General features: G+C 53.6%; 18 protein-coding genes. 8 read left to right on the forward strand and 10 right to left on the reverse strand.

The annotated features are described in order from the left end of the window. Positions 1–16 precede the first annotated feature (16 nt). On the forward strand, positions 17–1,057 hold the full coding sequence (locus tag OGW13_RS24930) for an NADP(H)-dependent aldo-keto reductase (protein ID WP_042999467.1): 1,041 nt from the start codon (positions 17–19) through the stop codon (positions 1,055–1,057). Between the two features lie 33 nt (positions 1,058–1,090). On the opposite strand, the gene lplT is transcribed toward OGW13_RS24930, so the two are convergent. Next, the gene (lplT, locus tag OGW13_RS24935) at positions 1,091–2,287 is read right to left on the reverse strand and encodes a lysophospholipid transporter LplT (RefSeq protein WP_044254177.1); all 1,197 of its coding nucleotides are present in this window, start codon (positions 2,285–2,287) and stop codon (positions 1,091–1,093) included. Beyond that, positions 2,280–4,439 carry a bifunctional acyl-ACP--phospholipid O-acyltransferase/long-chain-fatty-acid--ACP ligase gene (gene aas, locus OGW13_RS24940; RefSeq protein ID WP_061069641.1) on the reverse strand — a complete coding sequence of 720 codons (2,160 nt, stop codon included), beginning with the start codon at positions 4,437–4,439 and terminating at the stop codon, positions 2,280–2,282. The genes lplT and aas overlap by 8 nt, the downstream gene beginning before the upstream one ends. 589 nt (positions 4,440–5,028) lie before the next feature. On the opposite strand from aas, the gene galR reads away from it, so the two are divergent. Both galR and OGW13_RS24950 read left to right on the forward strand, forming a co-directional pair. Continuing rightward, positions 5,029–6,057 (forward strand): HTH-type transcriptional regulator GalR, encoded by a 1,029-nt coding sequence (gene galR / locus OGW13_RS24945; RefSeq protein ID WP_042999464.1) that lies wholly within the window; start codon positions 5,029–5,031, stop codon positions 6,055–6,057. A gap of 13 nt (positions 6,058–6,070) precedes the next feature. Continuing rightward, the gene (locus OGW13_RS24950; protein ID WP_044254291.1) at positions 6,071–7,084 is read left to right on the forward strand and encodes a LacI family DNA-binding transcriptional regulator; all 1,014 of its coding nucleotides are present in this window, start codon (positions 6,071–6,073) and stop codon (positions 7,082–7,084) included. A 105-nt stretch (positions 7,085–7,189) separates the two neighbouring features. Here the strand turns inward: OGW13_RS24950 and lysA are convergent, their stop codons facing one another. Further along, positions 7,190–8,452, reverse strand: a complete 1,263-nt coding sequence (gene lysA / locus OGW13_RS24955) for a diaminopimelate decarboxylase (protein ID WP_181627836.1) — start codon at positions 8,450–8,452, stop codon at positions 7,190–7,192. A 117-nt stretch (positions 8,453–8,569) separates the two neighbouring features. Between lysA and OGW13_RS24960 the strand changes: the two genes are divergently transcribed. Continuing rightward, positions 8,570–9,505: a LysR family transcriptional regulator gene (locus OGW13_RS24960; RefSeq protein ID WP_042999462.1), complete on the forward strand. Its 936-nt coding sequence runs from the start codon at positions 8,570–8,572 to the stop codon at positions 9,503–9,505. On the opposite strand, the gene OGW13_RS24965 is transcribed toward OGW13_RS24960, so the two are convergent. Next, positions 9,492–10,184: an aspartate/glutamate racemase gene (locus tag OGW13_RS24965; protein WP_216082159.1), complete on the reverse strand. Its 693-nt coding sequence runs from the start codon at positions 10,182–10,184 to the stop codon at positions 9,492–9,494. The two genes, OGW13_RS24960 and OGW13_RS24965, sit on opposite strands and share 14 nt — an antisense overlap. A gap of 138 nt (positions 10,185–10,322) precedes the next feature. Between OGW13_RS24965 and OGW13_RS24970 the strand changes: the two genes are divergently transcribed. Then, complete coding sequence (locus OGW13_RS24970) at positions 10,323–10,649, forward strand: cupin domain-containing protein (protein ID WP_042999460.1); 327 nt, start codon at positions 10,323–10,325, stop codon at positions 10,647–10,649. A 58-nt stretch (positions 10,650–10,707) separates the two neighbouring features. Here OGW13_RS24970 and kduD read toward each other — a convergent pair whose 3' ends face one another. From kduD to OGW13_RS24990, 4 genes are all read right to left on the reverse strand, one after another. Next, positions 10,708–11,469: a 2-dehydro-3-deoxy-D-gluconate 5-dehydrogenase KduD gene (kduD, locus tag OGW13_RS24975; RefSeq protein WP_044254168.1), complete on the reverse strand. Its 762-nt coding sequence runs from the start codon at positions 11,467–11,469 to the stop codon at positions 10,708–10,710. Positions 11,470–11,524: 55 nt separating this feature from the next. Continuing rightward, positions 11,525–12,361 (reverse strand): 5-dehydro-4-deoxy-D-glucuronate isomerase, encoded by an 837-nt coding sequence (gene kduI / locus OGW13_RS24980; RefSeq protein ID WP_042288966.1) that lies wholly within the window; start codon positions 12,359–12,361, stop codon positions 11,525–11,527. A 389-nt stretch (positions 12,362–12,750) separates the two neighbouring features. Further along, positions 12,751–13,929: an acetyl-CoA C-acetyltransferase gene (locus OGW13_RS24985; RefSeq protein WP_287116611.1), complete on the reverse strand. Its 1,179-nt coding sequence runs from the start codon at positions 13,927–13,929 to the stop codon at positions 12,751–12,753. A gap of 111 nt (positions 13,930–14,040) precedes the next feature. Then, complete coding sequence (locus OGW13_RS24990) at positions 14,041–14,916, reverse strand: LysR family transcriptional regulator (protein WP_130097316.1); 876 nt, start codon at positions 14,914–14,916, stop codon at positions 14,041–14,043. 101 nt (positions 14,917–15,017) lie between these two features. Between OGW13_RS24990 and OGW13_RS24995 the strand changes: the two genes are divergently transcribed. Both OGW13_RS24995 and OGW13_RS25000 read left to right on the forward strand, forming a co-directional pair. Beyond that, a complete protein-coding gene (locus OGW13_RS24995; RefSeq protein ID WP_061069638.1) occupies positions 15,018–15,473 on the forward strand; it encodes a multidrug/biocide efflux PACE transporter in 456 nt (151 codons plus the stop codon). A gap of 141 nt (positions 15,474–15,614) precedes the next feature. Then, positions 15,615–16,844, forward strand: coding sequence for an amino acid permease (locus OGW13_RS25000; protein WP_042999455.1), 1,230 nt, complete (start codon positions 15,615–15,617; stop codon positions 16,842–16,844). 29 nt (positions 16,845–16,873) lie between these two features. Here OGW13_RS25000 and OGW13_RS25005 read toward each other — a convergent pair whose 3' ends face one another. Both OGW13_RS25005 and OGW13_RS25010 read right to left on the reverse strand, forming a co-directional pair. Next, positions 16,874–17,344 carry a YqeJ family protein gene (locus OGW13_RS25005; RefSeq protein WP_044254160.1) on the reverse strand — a complete coding sequence of 157 codons (471 nt, stop codon included), beginning with the start codon at positions 17,342–17,344 and terminating at the stop codon, positions 16,874–16,876. Beyond that, complete coding sequence (locus OGW13_RS25010; RefSeq protein ID WP_044327636.1) at positions 17,331–18,125, reverse strand: winged helix-turn-helix domain-containing protein; 795 nt, start codon at positions 18,123–18,125, stop codon at positions 17,331–17,333. Before OGW13_RS25010 ends, OGW13_RS25005 begins: the two co-directional genes overlap by 14 nt. Before the next feature lie 602 nt (positions 18,126–18,727). Between OGW13_RS25010 and OGW13_RS25015 the strand changes: the two genes are divergently transcribed. Further along, entirely contained in the window at positions 18,728–19,429 is a 702-nt protein-coding gene (locus OGW13_RS25015) for a helix-turn-helix transcriptional regulator (protein WP_043001830.1), read from the forward strand. Position 19,430 lies beyond the last annotated feature (1 nt).

Here is a 19,430-nt window from a genome sequence, read left to right on the forward strand (position 1 = left end):
TAAAAAGGAAACGGCTATGCAATATCACCGCATACCCCACAGCTCGCTTGAAGTCAGTACACTGGGGCTGGGCACAATGACGTTTGGTGAACAAAATAGCGAAGCCGACGCACATGCACAGCTCAACTATGCCGTCGCCAACGGCATTAACCTGATCGACGTGGCCGAAATGTACCCGGTCCCGCCACGCCCGGAAACCCAGGGGCTTACCGAAACTTACGTCGGAAACTGGCTGGCCAAATATGGCAATCGAGAAAAGCTGATTGTCGCCTCCAAAGTGAGCGGCCCGTCGCGCAATAATGACAACAGTATTCGCCCGAATCAGGCACTGGATCGTAAAAACATTCGTGAAGCGCTGCACGACAGCCTGAAACGTCTGCAAACCGATTATCTGGACCTTTACCAGGTTCACTGGCCGCAGCGCCCTACCAACTGTTTTGGCAAACTCGGCTATAGCTGGAGCGACGCCGCGCCGGTGGTGTCGCTACTGGATACGCTGGATGCGCTGGCCGAGTTCCAGCGGGCGGGCAAAATCCGCTACATTGGCGTCTCGAATGAAACGGCCTTTGGCGTGATGCGTTATCTGCATCTGGCGGATAAGCATGATCTGCCGCGCATTGTCACCATCCAGAACCCTTACAGCCTGGTCAACCGCAGCTTTGAAGTGGGGCTGGCGGAAGTGAGCCAGTATGAAGGCGTCGAACTGCTGGCCTATTCCTGCCTGGGATTTGGCACGCTGACCGGTAAATACCTGAATGGCGCGAAACCTGCCGGTGCGCGCAATACACTGTTTAGCCGCTTTACCCGCTACAGCGGCGAGCAGACGCAAAAAGCCGTGGCGGCGTATGTCGATATCGCCAGACGGCATAACCTTGATCCGGCGCAGATGGCGCTGGCATTCGTTCGTCGTCAACCGTTTGTTGCCAGTACACTGCTGGGCGCCACCACCATGGAACAGCTGAAAACCAACGTCGAGAGTCTGCATCTCGAATTAAGCGAAGAGGTGTTGGCAGAGATTGAAGCGGTGCATCAGGTTTACACCTATCCTGCACCGTAACAGAAGCGCGCCGGAGGAATTCCGGCGCGTTGATTATGCCTGGCGGCGCTGCCAGATCCACAGCGCCGCTATTGCCAGCGCAAACAGACCGCCAAAACCGATACCCACGGCGACAACCGGAATTCCTACCCACACCGCCAGCGAGTAGAGCCCCAGCATCAACAGCATCGCGCTGTTCTCACCGAGGTTCTGTACCGCGATCGCATTACCCGCCCCGACGCTCTTTTTACCGCGCTCCTGCAACAATGCATTCAGCGGCACGACAAAGAAACCGCCCAGCACACCGATCAGCATCAGTAGCGCATAGGCAGGCAACAGCGCGTGTTGCAGAGAGAAAATCAGCACCACGACGCCAATCAGGATCCCTGCTGGCATACAACGCACCACGGTATCCAGCGTGACCAGTCTGGCAGCAGCTCCGGCCCCGGCCACAATACCGATCGCGACCATCGCGTTCAGGTAGGTTGGCGTGGCGTTATCGGTAATGCCTAACGCCACCGGTACCCACAGGACCAGCAGAAAACGCAGCGTGACTCCCGCCCCCCAGAACAGACTGGTGCCCACCAGCGAAAAACGCGTTTCGCCGTTGCGCCACAGTGAAACGCAGGCACAAAAGAAACTGCGTGTCATTTTCATCAGATGCCAGGACTGCCCAGGACGAGCAGCAGCCAGCTTGGGAATAGACAGATTCGCCACCACCGCTCCGGCGTAGGCCAGCGCACAGACAACCAGCGCGGCAATAACATGCCAGTCGGCCAGCACGCCGCCCGCCACCGAGCCAAGCAGGATCGCCGCAATCGTGGATGCTTCCATCAGGCCGTTCGCTTTCACCAGCTTATCGCCGGTCGTCAGTTCCCCCAGAATGCCGTATTTGGCCGGCGAGTAAGCCGCCGCGCCAATCCCCACCAGCGTATAGCCGATAAACGGATTGAAGCCAAAACAGATCGTTGCCGCCCCCAGCAGTTTCAGGCCGTTGGCGAACATCATCACCCGGCCTTTGGCAAAGCTGTCAGCGATCTGCCCCACAAACGGCGCAAACAGGATGTACGCGCCCACAAACACCATTTGCAGAATCGGCTGACTCCAGTCCGGATAGAACTGTTCCTTCAGCAGCGCCAGCGTGGCAAACAACAGGGCGTTATCGCCAAACGCAGAGAGAAACTGCGCCGCGATAACCGACATCATTCCTTTCGACCAGACAGAGGTATTGGTATGTACTGACTCAGGCATTTTGTTTTTCCGGATCATCAACCCAACTTTTCAGCATCACGAAATCCGGCTTACCGCTGCCGAGTAACGGGAGTTGCTTCAGGTAACGGATATCGCGCGGCACCGCCAGTTCTGGCACGCCGTGCGAACGGGCATACTGCTGTAATACATCACGCGTCAGCTCGCTATCGGTGGTAAAGAGCACCAGTGCTTCGCCTTTGCTGGCATCGCTCTTGATCGCCGTCGCGTGCATTTTTTCCGGCGACACGCCGAGCGCCAGTTGCTCAACCATCTCCAGAGAGACCATTTCACCGGCAATTTTCGCAAAGCGTTTGGCGCGTCCCTGAATTTGCACGAATCCTTGCTCATCAAAGCGCACGATATCGCCGGTGTCATACCAGCCGCGCTCCAGTTCCCCGGCGGCGTTTTCCGCCACCGGCACCTCCAGTACGCCCGGTTTTTCCACGCGCAGATAACCGTTCATGATGTTTGGCCCTTTCAACTGCAAACGACCGCCCTCTTCAATACCCGGGATCGCCAGCAGACGCGCGTCCATGCCGGGCAGGATCCGCCCGACGGTACCAGGCTTCGCCGCCATCGGGACGTTAATCGAAACCACGGGCGCACACTCCGTTACGCCATAGCCTTCGAGAATCCGCAGACCAAACTTATCCTGCCAGAGCTGTTTTGTACTCTCCTGGAGTTTCTCCGCTCCCGCCACCACATAGCGCAGACGATAGAAATCATACGGATTGGCAAAACGCGCATAGTTGCCGAGGAACGTGGAGGTACCGAACAGCACCGTGCAGTTCCGGTCATAAACCAGTTCCGGCACAATGCGGTAATGCAGCGGGCTGGGATAGAGGAACACGTCAGCGCCGGTGAGCAGCGGCGTAAAAAGCCCTACCGTCAGACCGAACGAGTGAAACAGCGGCAGTGCCGACATAAAACGGTCATTGGCGGTGAAGTCAGCAATGGTTTTTATCTGCTCGACGTTAGCCAGCAGGCTTTTGTGGCTATGCACCACCCCCTTGGGATGACCTTCGGAACCCGAGGTAAAGAGGATCACCGCCGCCTCTTCCGGCTGCTGCTTGACCTGCGCCCGATGCGGCATCAGCAGGTGCGCAAAGATCCACAGTTTGTCCGCCGTGGTCACATCGGCTTTGAGATCTTCCAGATAGACCCAGCGAACCTGCGTCAGTTGCTCCGGCAGGTGCCAGAGTTTGCCTTTATCCAGGAACTGGCGGGAGGTAAAAATGGTTTTGATTTCCGCAGCGGTGATAGCGCTGGTCAGCCCTTTGACGCCCGCCGTGTAGTTCATCATTGCCGGGATACGACGGCGAGACACCGCGCCGAAAATCACCGCCGCGCTGATCGCGGCATTGGGCAACATCAGGCCAATTTTTTCGCCTTCCGCGCTATATTTTTCCAGAATACGCCCGACAAAAAGCGTCTTAGTGAGCAACTGTCGGTAGCTGTCCGGCTTGAAGTTGATGTCTTCGATACAGTGCTTGCCCGCGCCATAACGGTACATCGCCGCCAGCAGCGATTCATACAGCGTTTCGCGCGGACGCACCGCCATCCGTGCTTCCATCATTTTCTGATGCAGCATTTCACCGGCGATTTTACGGCGATCGCGCGCGCGCGGCGCATCGGGCATAGGCAGATGAGTGGGTGGTAAAACATGCAGGTGGATCCGCGGGAAGAATCGGCGTTTCACCAGCCCTTTCAGGCGGCTGAAATGGGTGAGTTCTGCACCTTCAATCCGTACCGGTACCAGCGTCGCGCCAGATTTCGCGGCGACAAATCCGGCGCCGTCGTAAATTTTCATCAGCGAGCCGCTCACCGAAATGCGCCCCTCCGGGAAAATCACCACCGGGCGACCCTGCTCAATCAGTCGAACCAGATGTTTAATCGCCATCGGCTTCGTTGGGTCGAGCGGCACAAAATCGATCAGCGAGGTTAACCAGCGCATGTACCACTGTTGACTAATCGAGGTGTAAACCGCAAACACCGGACGTACCGGTAGAAATAGCGCCAGCAGAATGCCGTCGATAAACGAGACATGGTTGGGGGTGATTAAGACGCGTTCTCCCCGCAACGCCTGCATATCCCCCGTCACGCGTACCCGATAGAGCACGCGGCACAGGTTACGGAAAAAGCTAAATAACATTTCAACTCCCTTTGCGCACGATTCGGTAAAATAATGGTGGCAGATTACACGAACAAGGCAACAGGAGCGACAGTAAACTCGGGGCGAAAAAAAACCTGCGCATCCGCGCAGGTTGGTGCAAGAGACAAGGTACGAAGAGCGTACCGAATAATCTCACCAATCAATACCTCTGGGATCTTGATTGTGGTCTGTGCATGACCGCTTCGCCAGCGAGAAAACGCAAAGGAATGAAGGGAAATGCAACCAGTTGTGTAAATTCTCGCTTACTGTTACAGATTGCCGAAACAGTAAAAAAAAACCTGCGCGACTGCGCAGGTTGGTGTAATTCGTGTGCTCAACCCGAAAGTTGACTTCACCTATCAATACCTCTGGGATCTCAACTTTATCAAGCAGCCAGGAAGCGTCGCCAGCGAACAATCGCAACAGCCCTTCGCAAAGTGTAACTAATGGTTTGCATCATTCGATTTTTGGCGTAATTCCAAGGATTTTGCTCACATTTGCCGCGTCGCAACAGGCAATCTGCTTGAACCAGCAGCCGTTTTCCGTAACACTGACAGAATGTAAGCGTTTACCCACAATAGGTACTGTCATGGCGACCATAAAGGATGTAGCCCGACTGGCTGGTGTATCAGTCGCCACCGTTTCCCGCGTCATCAATGATTCCCCCAAAGCCAGCGAGGCGTCGCGCCTGGCGGTGGCCAGTGCGATGGAGTCGCTCAGCTACCATCCCAATGCGAATGCGCGCGCGCTCGCGCAGCAGTCCACCGAAACGATTGGTCTGGTGGTTGGCGATGTTTCTGACCCTTTTTTCGGCGCGATGGTGAAAGCCGTCGAGCAGGTCTCCTATAACACCGGCAATTTTTTACTGATTGGCAACGGCTACCATAATGAAAAAAAAGAGCGTCAGGCAATCGAGCAGCTTATTCGTCACCGCTGCGCGGCGCTCGTCGTTCACGCCAAGATGATCCCGGATGCCGACCTGGCATCATTAATGAAGCAAATGCCCGGCATGGTGCTAATCAACCGGATCCTGCCCGGTTTCGAACAGCGCTGTGTGGCGCTGGATGACCGCTACGGCGCCTGGCTGGCGACCCGTCATCTGATCCAACAGGGCCACACGCGCATTGGCTACCTTTGCTCGAATCACTCTATTTCGGATGCGGAAGATCGTCTCAAAGGCTATTACGATGCCCTTGAAGAGAGCCATCTCCCGGTCAACGATCGCCTTGTGACGTTTGGCGAACCGGACGAAAGCGGCGGTGAGCAGGCGATGACCGAACTGTTAGGCCGCGGCAGAAACTTCACCGCGGTGGCCTGTTATAACGACTCCATGGCCGCTGGCGCGATGGGCGTGCTAAATGATAATGGTGTGGACGTCCCGGCAGAGATCTCGCTGATAGGCTTTGATGACGTGCTGGTTTCGCGCTACGTTCGTCCGCGCCTGACCACCGTGCGTTATCCTGTCGTGACAATGGCGACACAGGCCGCAGAACTGGCGCTCGCGCTGGCGGAAAAGCGCCCGCTACCGGATGTCACCCATGTTTTCAGCCCTACCCTGGTCCGTCGCCATTCCGTGACGACGCCAGCGGAGCCGGGCAATGCGTCATCAAACGAGTAATCAGGATCGCGTCATGATAACAATGCTGGATGTTTCCCGTCGTGCCGGTGTCTCGAAAGCCACCGTTTCTCGTGTGCTGAACGGCACCGGTCAGGTCAAAGAAAGTACGCGTCAGAAAGTGTTTAAGGCGATGCAGGCGCTGGATTATCGTCCGAACTTTCTGGCCCGCTCGCTGGCGAACCGAACCAGCAACAGCATTGGGCTGGTTGTGTCGACCTTTGATGGCTTCTACTTTGGCCGCCTGCTACAGCAGGCCTCGCGGCAGACTGAATCTCACGGCAAGCAGTTGATTGTGACCGATGGTCACGATACGCCGGAGCGCGAACAAGAAGCGGTGCAGATGCTGGCCGATCGACAGTGCGACGCCATCATTCTCTACACCCGTTACATGAGCGAAAAAGCGATCCTCGCGCTGGCGGATTCGATCACGATGCCGTTGATTATCATTAACCGCGATGTCAGCCTGGCCCGCGAACGCGCCATCTTTTTTGAACAGGAAGACGCGGCATTTCAGGCGGTGGATTACCTGATTTCGCAAGGACATCGCGAGATAGCCTGTATTACCGTACCGGGACACACCCCGACCGGGAAGTCGCGTCTGATGGGCTATCGCAAGGCACTGGAAAAAAACGGTATCGACTGGGATCCGGCGAAGGTGAAATATGGTGATTCCAGCATGACGCGCGGCTATGACGCCTGTAATGAACTGTTGCAGGAAGGGGTAACGTTCAGCGCCCTGTTTGCCTGTAACGACGACATGGCGCTGGGTGCGTCGAAAGCCCTGCACCAGGCCGGGCTTAACATTCCGCAGGATGTGTCGCTGTTTGGGTTTGACGATGCGCCGAGTGCAAAATGGCTTGAACCGGGATTGTCGACGGTTTATCTCCCCATCGACACGATGATCACCACAGCCATCGATCAGGCGATCCGCATGGTCAATGGCGAAGAAATTGAACCGATCCCGCCCTTTACCGGCACGCTGGTGTTGCGTGATTCGGTCACCACCGGGCCGTATTTTAAGGCATAAATCGTAACGCTATCTGCGCGATGCAAGGCCTGATGGCGCTTCGCTTATCAGGCCTGCAGACGACGGTAACTCCGCAGATCGGATAAGCCGCCGCCCGACAAGAAATCAAAACACTTCCAGCGCCAACAGCTCTTCAATGGTCTGGCGACGGCGAATCAGTCGCGCCTGACCGTTGTCAAATAATACTTCCGGCAGCAGCGGACGGCTATTGTAGTTCGACGACATTGAGGCGCCGTAGGCGCCGGTATCATGCAACACCAGATAATCGCCCGGCACCACCGCTGGCAGCGCGCGGGTTTCCACCTTGCCGCCCTCCTGCTGGGTAAAGACGTCGCCGGATTCACACAGCGGTCCTGCGACGACCGTGTCGACCCGCGGCGCGTTCTCCAGTGAACGACCATCCGCCGCCAGCGCGGTAATATGGTGATAACTGCCATACATTGCCGGGCGCATCAGATCGTTAAAGCCCGCATCCACCAGCACAAAATGACGACTGCCCATCTGCTTCACGCTGCGAACCTGAGTGACCAGCACGCCTGACTGAGCGACGAGAAAACGTCCTGGCTCAATTTCCAGCTTTACGTGATGCCCCAGATGACGGGCGATCTGCTCGCGCGCGGCATTCCACAGACCAAAGTAATGCCGGGTATCCACCGCCTCATCGTCATCGTGATAAGGGATCGACAGACCGCCGCCGGCGGAGATCGCCTCCAGATCCTGGCCGAAATCCACCACCTGACGCACCATCGCGCCGCACACTTGCTCCAGATGACCATAGTCAACACCTGAACCAATATGCATGTGGATACCCACCAGCTTCAGTTGATGGCGCTGCATCACCGCCAGCGCCTGCGGCAAATCGGTATGCCAGATACCGTGTTTGCTGTTTTCGCCGCCGGTATTGGTTTTCTGGCTGTGGCCGTGACCAAAGCCCGGATTAACGCGCAGCCAGACGCGATGGCCCGGAGAGACCTGTCCAAGCTGATCGAGCATATCAACGGAACCGGCGTTGACCGGAATGCGTAATTCGCTGACGCGGGCCAGGGTGGCGTTATCAATCACATCGGCAGTAAATACGATGTCATCCGGATGCGTTTGCGGATCATATCCCGCCGCCAGCGCACGCTCAATTTCGCCTAACGATACGGAGTCCACTTTGACGCCCTGTTCACGCATTAAGCGCAGAATATGAATATTGGAACAGGCCTTCTGCGCGAAGCGCACCACATCAAACTGTTGCAGTGCCGCAATCTGACGACGGATGATCTGCGCGTCGTAAACCCAGACCGGGCAACCAAATTCGGCTGGCAACCTGAGCAGGTTTTCTGCGGTGAGATCGGTATCGGTGCAATACAGTGAATGAGGCATAACAGGCTCCGGACATGACGTTTTTTATGATTACGCCACAGTACGAAGAGAATAAAAAATATCGTTTTATACCGACTTTATGCAAAAATGATATGGTTTTAATCCTGCGAGGTGATGATGGCTGCCGTTAACTTACGTCATATTGAAATCTTTCATGCGGTCATGACCGCCGGAAACCTGACCGAAGCCGCGCGGTTGCTGCATACGTCACAGCCCACCGTCAGCCGTGAACTGGCGCGCTTTGAAAAAGTGCTGGGATTAACGTTGTTCGAACGTACGCGCGGTCGCCTGCATCCGACGGTTCAGGGGTTGCGTCTGTTCGAAGAAGTCCAGCGATCCTGGTACGGGCTGGACAGGATCGTCAGCGCAGCGGAAAGCCTGCGGGAGTTTCGCCAGGGGGAACTGTCGATAGTCTGCCTGCCGGTCTTTTCGCAGTCGCTGCTGCCCACGTTGATTCAGCCGTTTCTCGCCCGCTATCCGGACGTCAGCCTGAATATTGTCCCGCAGGAGTCACCGCTGCTTGAAGAGTGGCTTTCTGCCCAGCGCCACGATCTGGGGTTGACGGAAACACTGCACACGCCTGCCGGTACTGAACGTACGGAGCTCTTCTCGCTTGATGAAGTCTGCGTGCTGCCGCCGGGGCATCCGCTGGCGGAAAAGTCAGTATTAACGCCGCAGGATTTTCAGGGGGAGAACTACATCAGCCTGTCGCGCACGGACAGTTACCGGCAACTGCTGGACACCCTGTTTAATGAGCACGACGTTAAACGGCGGATGGTGGTGGAGACTCACAGCGCGGCGTCAGTGTGCGCCATGGTGCGCGCCGGAGCCGGTCTTTCGGTGGTAAACCCGTTCACCGCTCTGGATTATGCGGCGAGTGGCGTGGTGGTGCGCCGTTTCAGTATTTCCGTGCCGTTTACCGTCAGCCTGGTGCGTCCCATCCACCGACCCGCCTCCGCGCTGGTCGAGGCCTTCAGCCATCATCTGCAAACCCGCCATCACCTCCTGGTGACAGCGCTGGAGCAGATCCTCGGGCCGGTTACGACAGCATAAACGTCACGGCGTCTGCGGCATGGATCGCGGCGGTGTCAAACACCGGGATCGGGCTACGCTCCACCGGCACCAACAGACCAATCTCCGTGCAGCCAAAAATGACGCCCTCAGCCCCCTGTGCCGCCAGGGCTTCAATCACTTCCACATAGTACTGACGTGACGCTTCGGTAAACTGTCCGAGGCAAAGCTCATCAAAGATGACCTGGTTGATCGTCGCCCGCGCATCCGCATCGGGTATCAGGCACTCAATGGCAAACTGCTGTTCCAGGCGGCCGCGATAAAAATCCTGCTCCATCGTGTAACGCGTTCCCAACAGCGCAACCCGGCGCATTCCCTGCGCGGAGATGACGCGCCCGGTCGCATCAGCAATGTGTAAAAAAGGCAGCGAGCAGCGCGATTCAATGGCCTCCGCCACGTTGTGCATCGTGTTGGTACATAAGACGATCCCTTCCGCCCCCGCCTGCTGCAGCCCGATCGCGGCCTGCGCAAGAATGTCTCCGGCTTTATCCCACTCACCGCGACTCTGGCACGCTTCGATCTCGTGGAAGTCAACGCTGTGCAACAGCAGACTCGCAGAATGAAGCCCACCCAGTTGTTGTTTGATCCCTTCGTTAATTAACCGGTAGTACGGGATGGTCGATTCCCAACTCATCCCGCCTAACAAGCCGATCGTCTTCATTACCTGCTCCTTCATCAGTGATTTACAGCAGTGAAGCAAACTTGTGATCAAGTTTCCAGTTCATTTGATCTCCCATTTTCTTTGCCACGCACCTGAGTTAGCTTTAATGAAACATTGTTTCAAACAATAGGATCCCACATGTTTGTTTTCCATAACGAGACGACGCTTGACGATCTGGGTAATGGCGTCACTCGCCGTATCCTCGCGCATAACGGCAAACTGATGGCTGTCGAGGTTAACTTTGAGCAAGGGGCGATTGGCCCGCTGCATCACCATCCACATGAACAACTGACCTACGTGTTATCCGGTGAATTTGAATTTACTATCGGTGACGAGAAGCAGGTGGTACGCGCGGGGGATACGTTGTATAAGCAGCCAAATATCGTTCACGGCTGTGTCTGCCTGAAGCCGGGAACACTGCTGGATACCTTTACGCCGGTTCGCGAAGATTTTCTCAACGCCTGATTTCATCAATAAAAAAACCCTGCGCGAAGGCAGGGTTTTGTCAGCAAGCGGGCGCGAATTAACGTGCCAGCCAACCACCGTCAACCGCCACGGTATAGCCGTTGATGTAATCAGATGCGCTGGAGGCCAGGAAGACCACCGGCCCCATCAGATCGCTCGGCAGACCCCAACGTCCTGCCGGGATACGGTCGAGGATTTCAGCGCTACGCTGCTCATCGGCGCGCAGTTGCTGGGTATTGTTGGTCGCCATGTAACCCGGTGCAATCGCGTTGACGTTGATGTTGTGCTTCGCCCACTCGTTCGCCATCAGACGGGTCACCCCCATTACGCCACTTTTGGAAGCCGTGTAAGACGGGACGCGGATACCGCCCTGGAAGGAGAGCATGGAGGCGATATTGATGATTTTGCCGCCGTTACCCTGTGCGATGAAGTGTTTGGCCGCCGCCTGCGACATAAAGAACACGCTCTTGATGTTCAGGTTCATCACGTCATCCCAGTCTTTTTCGCTGAAATTGATCGCGTCTTCGCGGCGGATCAGACCCGCGTTGTTGACCAGAATATCGATATGGCCGAACTCAGCAACCGCACGCTCCAGCAGTGCCGGGATCGCGTCGATCTGACGCAGATCGGCGGTCAGACTCAAAAAACGACGGCCCAGAGCGGTCACACGCTCGATGGTTTCGGTCGGTTCAACGATGTTAATCCCGACGATATCGCAGCCCGCTTCCGCCAGACCGAGCGCCATGCCCTGGCCCAGACCGGTATCACAACCGGTCACGACAGCGACTTTACCTTCGAGAGAGAATGCATTCAAAATCATTGTAAATCCTTAGTTTTTCATACCTGTCACGGACAGGCGTTATGAGCGCCCGCGACTAACGCAGATCTTTCACCGCAACGTGGTCCATATCATCAAAGACCTGGTTTTCACCGACCATGCCCCAGATGAAGGTATAGGCTTTGGTGCCCACCCCGGAATGGATCGACCAGCTTGGCGAAATGACGGCCTGCTCGTTATGCATAACGATATGACGCGTTTCCTGAGGCTGCCCCATCATATGGAAGACACAGGTGTCTTCTTCCATATTGAAATAGAAGTACACTTCCATACGGCGTTCATGGGTGTGGCACGGCATGGTGTTCCACAGGTTGCCCGGTGCCAGTTCGGTAAGGCCCATACTCAGTTGGCAGGTTTCCAGTACATCCGGCACGAAATATTTATTGATGGTGCGACGGTTGCTGGTGAGATTGTCACCTAATGTCACAGGCGCGACATCAGCAGGCGTCACTTTTTTGGTGGGATACGTGGTATGCGCCGGTGCGCAGTTATAATAGAACTTGGCTGGCGTTGCGCTATCGACGCTGGCGAAAACCACTTCTTTCGCCCCTTTGCCAACATACAGCGCATCGCGGTGGCCGATCTCATAGCATTGGCCGTCGACGGTGATAGTGCCCGCGCCGCCGATGTTGATCACACCCAGTTCTCGACGTTCCAGAAAATAGGTTACGCCAAGCTGTTTACCGACTTCACCGCCAACGGAGACCGTTTTTGCCACCGGCATAATGCCACCGACGATGATGCGGTCAATGTGGCTATAAACCATCGTGTATTCGTCAGCCACGAACACTTTCTCAACCAAAAACTCCTTGCGTAGCCCCTGGGTATCCAGTGTTTTGGCGTGCGCGCTGTGAATACTTTGTCTTACGTCCACATTTACCTCCAGTGATGTACTGAGCGGGAATCCCTCAACGGAGAGCGAAACGCTGTTCCGTTTTACGTTATGCGCCCATGATAGTCTTCCGGGGATCCGTTTTCAATTACAAATAAAACATCGTTTCACTTTTTCTGCATCTTATTATCAAAAGTGTAATTCCGATCACGATCGATTCATTCCGTGATTAAGAGCAGGAGGAAAATGGTATAGAAAAACAAGGAAATAGGCGTTACCCCTGAGTTTTCGACGCCCTGACTTGCGGGTAAACGGCTGTCAGTTCATTCGCTTAACGCGAAAATCAGAAGGAAGGAGAAACAAAACGCAGCCATGCCGCCACGATTATCGTGCGGCATAACGGGGGGAGTGAAGAGGAGAAAAAAGAGTCGTTAATCGCGCTCAATGGCTAACGCCACGCCTTGCCCGCCGCCAATGCACAGCGTTGCCAGACCTTTGCGGGCATTACGTTTGACCATTTCGTGAACCAGAGAAACCAGAATACGACAGCCGGAAGCGCCAATCGGGTGGCCAAGGGCAATCGCGCCGCCGTTGACGTTCACCCGTCGCTCGTCCCATTCCAGCATTTTGCCGACCGAAAGAGCCTGGGCGGCAAACGCCTCATTTGCTTCAATGAGATCCACATCGGCCAGTTGCCAGCCGACCCGCTCCAGACAACGGCGAGTGGCATACACGGGGGCGATCCCCATCAACGCAGGATCCACGCCGACGCTGGCAAAGGCGCGGATGCGCGCCAGCACAGGCAGGTTCAACTCCAGCGCTTTGGACTCGCTCATCATCATTACCGCTGCCGCGCCATCGTTTATAGAAGAGGCATTGCCGGCGGTTACCGACCGCTGCAGTTCAAACGCCGGATCCAGACGCGCCAGGCCTTCTGCGCTGGCATCCGTACGCGGCTGCTCATCGGTATCAATGATCACGGTTTGCCCATTACGCTGGGTGGTGACCGGGACGATTTCCGCTTTAAAGCGACCAGCATCGATGGCCGCGCGTGCCTTTTGCTGTGAACTGAGCGCATACGCATCCTGCAGTTCCCGGCTGATGCCATATTCACGCGCCAGATTCTCTGCGGTCACACCCATATGGTAATCATTGAAGGCATCCCACAGGCCGTCGTGTACCAGGCTGTCGACGAGCTGGCTGTTGCCCAGTTGCGCGCCGGTTCGGCTGTCGGTGAGTACATGTGGCGCACGGCTCATGTTCTCTTGCCCACCGGCAATCACAATATCCGCTTCACCGCACTGGATCGCCTGCGTGGCAAGATGCAGCGCTTTCAGCCCCGAGCCGCAGACGTCGTTAATGGTGATAGCAGAAACCGTGTTCGGTAATCCCCCTTTGATCGCTGACTGACGCGCCGGGTTTTGTCCCGCCCCCGCCGTCAACACCTGTCCGAGGATCACTTCATCAACGGCATGCGCATTCACGCCGCTGCCTTCAATCAACGCTTTGACCACCATACTGCCCAGTTCAACGGCAGAATGACGCGCCAGCGTCCCCTGAAAACAACCAATTGGCGTACGCAACGCCCCGACGATCACCACCTCTTTCATTACGACCTCAGCGCAAAATAACACCGCAATAGTAGAGGATTGTTAAAAATAGTTATCCTGATTGTTTAAGAAAGGTGAGTTTTATCACAAAGGAAATCGTTATCACGCCTCTCAGCCCGGGACACTGCCTTGCTGTAAATGGTATCTCAGCCAACTCCCTGCCACACCGGGCGGGGATTTTTTGTTCCAGAGCAGATCGATGGCGATCGCTTTCGGCCATCCCGGGACAGCCAGTTGCACCAGCGGTTTTTCCGCCGCGAACTCCTCCACCAGTGCACACGGAAGCGCGCACCAGCCAAACCCCTGTACCGCCATACTCAACAACAACAAATAGTTCGGCGCAGACCAGACCGGGCCGCGGGCAAGCTGGGCACCATGGTCGATATAGGTGTTAAGGCGCAATTCACGCCAGGTATGCAGTTGATCCCATTGCAGTTTCTTCTCTTTCGCCAGCGGATGGGACGCGGCAACGTAAAGTCCCATCCACGTTTGCATCGGCAAGCGCGTCACACCGATATCGGTGGGATAGTGGTCTCTGGCTTCAATCAAACCAACCTGCGCCCGCTCTTTTTGCAGCAGATCGATAACGTCCACATCCTCACCAATCAGACATTCAAATTCGGTATGTGGAAACTGGCGATCAAACTGCACCATCAGTTCCTCCAGCACGTCGGGGTGTAACGTGTCGGAGAGCACAAACGTCAGACGCGCTTCGGTTTCGCCAGCCAGCGAAAGCGCCACCTCATCGAGACGTTCGCTGGCCGACAGAATCGCCTGAACGTAACCAAGTACTTTCTTGCCTTCTTCCGTTAGCACCGGCTGACGCGAAGAGCGGTCAAAAAGCGAAACGCCAAGATCGGCTTCAAGGTGAGCGATCGCCGTGCTAATGGTGGACTGACTTTTCCGCAGTCTGCGTGCCGCCGCCGAGAAAGAGCCACAGGAAACGGTCTCGACAAATGCGGTTAAGGCTTCAGGTGAGTAACGCATGAACTATCTACTTTATCGATGGATACTATCTTTTAGATATCACATAAAACGATAAAATTCCCCCTATTCCGTTATCCGGGCGTTTTCAAGAAAGGTAAGTTATGCAACACAATGCAGTTCAACGTCGTTCATTACTGGAGCGTGTCTTTCACGCCGTCTGTTTTGAAGGGATCGCTACGGCGATCCTGGCTCCCACCACGGCCTGGTTGATGCAACGATCGGTGCTGGAAATGGGCGGACTGACGATCCTGCTGGCGACCACGGCGATGATCTGGAACATCATCTACAACGCGCTGTTTGACCGTTTCTGGCCTTCACATCTGGTGACACGAACGGCGAAAGTGCGTGCGTTTCACGCGCTGGGGTTTGAAAGCGGCTTTATCGTCATCGGCGTGAGTATCGTGGCGTATGTACTGAACGTTAGCCTGATACAGGCCTTTACGCTGGAGATCGGCTTCTTCCTGTTCTTCCTGCCCTACACCATGTTCTATAACTGGGCTTATGACACGTTGCGCGTACGCTTTGTGAGGCGTCGCGAACCGCGCGTGACTGCCTGATAACTCACACTTTTGCCGGAATCCACGCGGTTCCGGCAAAACCTGTTGCCCCCCTTCTCCCGTTCAGTCCTCACGCCCACCCGCTCATTTATGGTAAATTGCGCTTCTTTTTGTTTATTTTATAGTTGATACGTTCAAGAAATGTCTAAAATTTGGTCAAAAGAAGAGACGCTCTGGAGCTTTGCGTTATATGGAACTGCCGTGGGCGCAGGAACCCTGTTTCTCCCCATCCAGCTAGGCTCCGCGGGCGCGATTGTCCTGTTTGTCACCGCTCTGGTCGCCTGGCCTCTCACATACTGGCCGCATAAAGCGTTATGTCAGTTCATTCTCTCGTCGAAAACCTCTGCGGGAGAAGGGATCACCGGTGCAGTGACGCACTATTACGGTAAGAAGATCGGCAGCCTGATTACCACGCTGTACTTTATTGCCTTTTTCGTGGTGGTTCTGATTTATGCCGTCGCCATCACCAACTCCCTGACAGAACAGCTCGCCCGCTATCTTGAGATTAGCCTCGGCATCCGCATGGGAGTCAGCCTTGGCGTGGTATTGATCCTGAACCTGATTTTCCTGATGGGCCGCCATGCGACCATACGAGTGATGGGCTTTTTGGTGTTCCCGCTGATCGCTTACTTCCTGTTTCTCTCGCTATATCTGACCGGCAGTTGGCAACCCTCTTTGCTTACCGGACAAATGGCGTTCGATCAGCACACGCTGCATCAGGTATGGATATCAATTCCGGTGATGGTTTTTGCTTTTAGCCATACGCCTATTATCTCTACGTTTGCCATCGACAGACGTGAGAAATATGGTGAGCTGGCCATGGGTAAATGCAAAAAAATCATGAAGGTAGCGTATCTTATCATCTGCTTAAGCGTGCTGTTCTTCGTCTTTAGCTGCCTGCTGTCGATTCCGCCATCGTACATCGAAGCCGCTAAAAATGAAGGTGTCACCATTCTTTCGGCCTTATCCATGATGCCTGCCGCCCCGGCGTGGCTCTCGATTTCAGGTATCATCGTCGCCGTGGTGGCGATGTCGAAATCCTTTCTCGGCACCTACTTTGGCGTCATCGAAGGGGCAACCGAGGTGGTCAAAACTGGTCTGCAACAGGTTGGGGTGAAGAAAAGCCGGGCCTTTAACCGCGCCCTGTCGATCATGATGGTATCGACCATCACCTTTATTATCTGCTGCATCAATCCGAATGCGATCTCGATGATTTACGCCATCAGCGGGCCGCTCATTGCCATGATTTTGTTCATTATGCCGACCCTGTCGACATACCTGATCCCGGCGTTAAAACCGCACCGCTCGTTCGGCAATCTGGTCACCCTGATTGTCGGCCTGCTGTGCGTGTCCGTGATGTTCCTTGGCTAATACTGGCGTAAACGGCTCGTCCGGGCCGTTTACTCACTACTACGGCATAATAACGAAGGGGCGCCAACCGTCGTAAAGGCCCACCCTTCCCGATAGCGTTTAATCGATAGCGAGAAAGAAGCGCGCTCAGTGAGATAAAGCGCAGGCAACGAACGGTATCCTTTGTTCACCTCTAAATTGTCGCTCGGAAACCGCACGAGGTTATTGGTGCTGATAATATAGTTGTCACGAACCTTATAATAGGTGAAATACACAATCCGGCTAATTTTAAACTTTTTATTTTGCGGCGTATGCAAATCACCGGTAATGGTGACGATCCCCTGATTATTTTGCATTTGATAGGCTACATCCCCCCGAAACTCCTCATTATTAATTTCCCATACCACACGCCCCTCGCAATCAATATTATTTTTGCTTTTATGTGCATACCAGAACCCCACACCGGCCAGGGTTACTATTACCACCAATACAATGAAGATAACTATTTTAGTTTTTATCATTAATTGAATACCAGGTCGTACATTTTGTTAGAGGATGTTCCCTTATATCCAACTGACAAGCAATTGCCGCAATATTCTTCGCGCTGCTCATTCCCGAGAGATAGACATAGTTATGATTCTGACAGATATCCGGGTGTCTCGTCAGGAATACCGTATAGCGAGTATTAAAGGTACTTTTGCTTTTCATTAACAGGGTACAGGATGAAAAGGAGACAGAGTCAACAATGGCATAGGAAGAGAACAGCGATTCGGCCGTCGGATATAAAAAGCCAAAAGAAACGCTGACACCGATCAGCAATGCCGACAGTAAAATAGCCCCCATCTTTAGTGTTGTTCTTGAAGGCCGTAATTTAAGCGCTACCGCTGTCAGAGCAGGCCATACAGGCTCCTCCGTGCTCTCGCCCTCTTCCACATTTTCAACCGATTCCGTCTCCGTACGTTGAATCTCTGCGGTGATCATCATACCCCGCCGGGCAACGGTTCTAATCAGGTCGCGCGGCAACCCAACCTCCGATAATGCATTTCTGAGCATGAGCACCGTCTGATATAACGTATTGACGGAGGTGATAGTGTTTTTATCACCCCAACCAATCTTTACAAGCTGGGCTTGCGGAATAACAACCCCACAATTTGTAAGGAGATATAAAAGGATGAAACTCGCAGGGTTTTGAAGAATGACAGTTTTTTGCGTATTTTTATTCGTCAGACTTCTGTCACCCGGGTGAAAGTCAACCAGGTTATTAATTGTGTATACTGTAGTGTGTGTGTACTTCTCAAACACTGTGTGCGTTCTCGCATTTACATGATGAATGTCATGCTACAAAAATCTTATACAGAGATCACTAAATATATAATAGATATGTTTGGACGCTCATAACCTACAAACAAAAATTCTTATAAATCAATACACTTCAATCTGAAAAAGATCAGGTGTTCTTAATTAAGACCATTTTAGGTGCGTTATCACTCAGCACTCATTATTATAGTTTCACGTTTAAAAAGCGGACAAACAGATAAATAGCATTACTTAATAAAAGACAATAGCATTGTTACAATTTTTTCAGAGAATTTAACATAAGATCAACTTTTTGCCATTAATGCCATTTAGCGATAAAACTTAAACATTTTTGCAATATAGATTTTCCTGGTGGTTGTTACAAAATTCCTGGAGGCTTTTTTTCATGCTTCCTCAACGGAACAATGACCCCGCCAGAAACCTGAATTGATACAGAGGTAAACCCCTTAAAAAATTCGTGATTAAGAATAATAGCAATAAATAAAATTTCGGATTTCCTCTCTATCAAAGTTGCATTTTGTAGAGTATTGACATGTTTTAAAACGGATGAAATTATGAAATCATCTACGGATAGGGAGGCTCTCAATATGGGGCTGGACGTTAAATTAAAGAATTTGACATGCAGCAGTTGTACCTTGCATTGTAAAATAATGCCCGAAAAATCACCCCGCTTACAGTATTGCGCCAATGCCTGTTTTTGCATGTGGCCAGAAGAAAGCATTTATTTTAATAAAGGGGTCATTGAAGGTATTTTAAATCACAATCACAACGCCAGACTTAGTGGTTATATTTTTGTGGATTTCTCTATTAGCTTTTTACGCCTGTTTTTGGATAAAGAGTGGATAGAATATCTCGCAAGCACCCGCATGGGCATTATTTTGATCAGCGATCGCAACATGCAGTCGCTCGCCAACTACTGGCGCAAAAATCATCCTGCTGTTTCCGCTATCATTTACCATGATGACGGACTGGATGTCGCCAATGAGAAGATCAGGCAGGTGTTTATCGGACGGCATTTGTCGTTCACCAAGGGGAATACGTTGACGCAGATGGAGTTCACCATTCTGGGCCACATGGTTGCAGGCAGTAATCCGCACCAGATCGCTCAACTGTTGAACATGGATATCCGCAGCATCTACGCCTACAAGCAACGAATTGAAAAAAGAATGGGTGGACGAATCAATTCGTTGTTTATTCACTCTCATGCGGTTTCTGGCGATAAGTCGTCTTATCCGCTGTTGCTCAAAGAGATGGATGGTACAGCAGTGCATTTGCAAAGACGCAGATGAG

This window comes from Citrobacter sp. Ca225 (assembly GCF_030337175.1).
Lineage (GTDB): Bacteria > Pseudomonadota > Gammaproteobacteria > Enterobacterales > Enterobacteriaceae > Citrobacter_A > Citrobacter_A amalonaticus.

Excerpts from the sequence above, each read along its gene's own strand:
- OGW13_RS24930 (WP_042999467.1), top strand. The coding sequence starts at position 17 with ATGCAATATCACCGCATACCCCACAGCTCGCTTGAAGTCAGTACACTG.
- lplT (WP_044254177.1), bottom strand. The coding sequence starts at position 2,287 with ATGCCTGAGTCAGTACATACCAATACCTCTGTCTGGTCGAAAGGAATG.
- aas (WP_061069641.1), bottom strand. The coding sequence starts at position 4,439 with ATGTTATTTAGCTTTTTCCGTAACCTGTGCCGCGTGCTCTATCGGGTA.
- galR (WP_042999464.1), top strand. The coding sequence starts at position 5,029 with ATGGCGACCATAAAGGATGTAGCCCGACTGGCTGGTGTATCAGTCGCC.
- OGW13_RS24950 (WP_044254291.1), top strand. The coding sequence starts at position 6,071 with ATGATAACAATGCTGGATGTTTCCCGTCGTGCCGGTGTCTCGAAAGCC.
- lysA (WP_181627836.1), bottom strand. The coding sequence starts at position 8,452 with ATGCCTCATTCACTGTATTGCACCGATACCGATCTCACCGCAGAAAAC.
- OGW13_RS24960 (WP_042999462.1), top strand. The coding sequence starts at position 8,570 with ATGGCTGCCGTTAACTTACGTCATATTGAAATCTTTCATGCGGTCATG.
- OGW13_RS24965 (WP_216082159.1), bottom strand. The coding sequence starts at position 10,184 with ATGAAGACGATCGGCTTGTTAGGCGGGATGAGTTGGGAATCGACCATC.
- OGW13_RS24970 (WP_042999460.1), top strand. The coding sequence starts at position 10,323 with ATGTTTGTTTTCCATAACGAGACGACGCTTGACGATCTGGGTAATGGC.
- kduD (WP_044254168.1), bottom strand. The coding sequence starts at position 11,469 with ATGATTTTGAATGCATTCTCTCTCGAAGGTAAAGTCGCTGTCGTGACC.
- OGW13_RS24985 (WP_287116611.1), bottom strand. The coding sequence starts at position 13,929 with ATGAAAGAGGTGGTGATCGTCGGGGCGTTGCGTACGCCAATTGGTTGT.
- OGW13_RS24990 (WP_130097316.1), bottom strand. The coding sequence starts at position 14,916 with ATGCGTTACTCACCTGAAGCCTTAACCGCATTTGTCGAGACCGTTTCC.
- OGW13_RS24995 (WP_061069638.1), top strand. The coding sequence starts at position 15,018 with ATGCAACACAATGCAGTTCAACGTCGTTCATTACTGGAGCGTGTCTTT.
- OGW13_RS25000 (WP_042999455.1), top strand. The coding sequence starts at position 15,615 with ATGTCTAAAATTTGGTCAAAAGAAGAGACGCTCTGGAGCTTTGCGTTA.
- OGW13_RS25005 (WP_044254160.1), bottom strand. The coding sequence starts at position 17,344 with ATGATAAAAACTAAAATAGTTATCTTCATTGTATTGGTGGTAATAGTA.
- OGW13_RS25015 (WP_043001830.1), top strand. The coding sequence starts at position 18,728 with ATGGGGCTGGACGTTAAATTAAAGAATTTGACATGCAGCAGTTGTACC.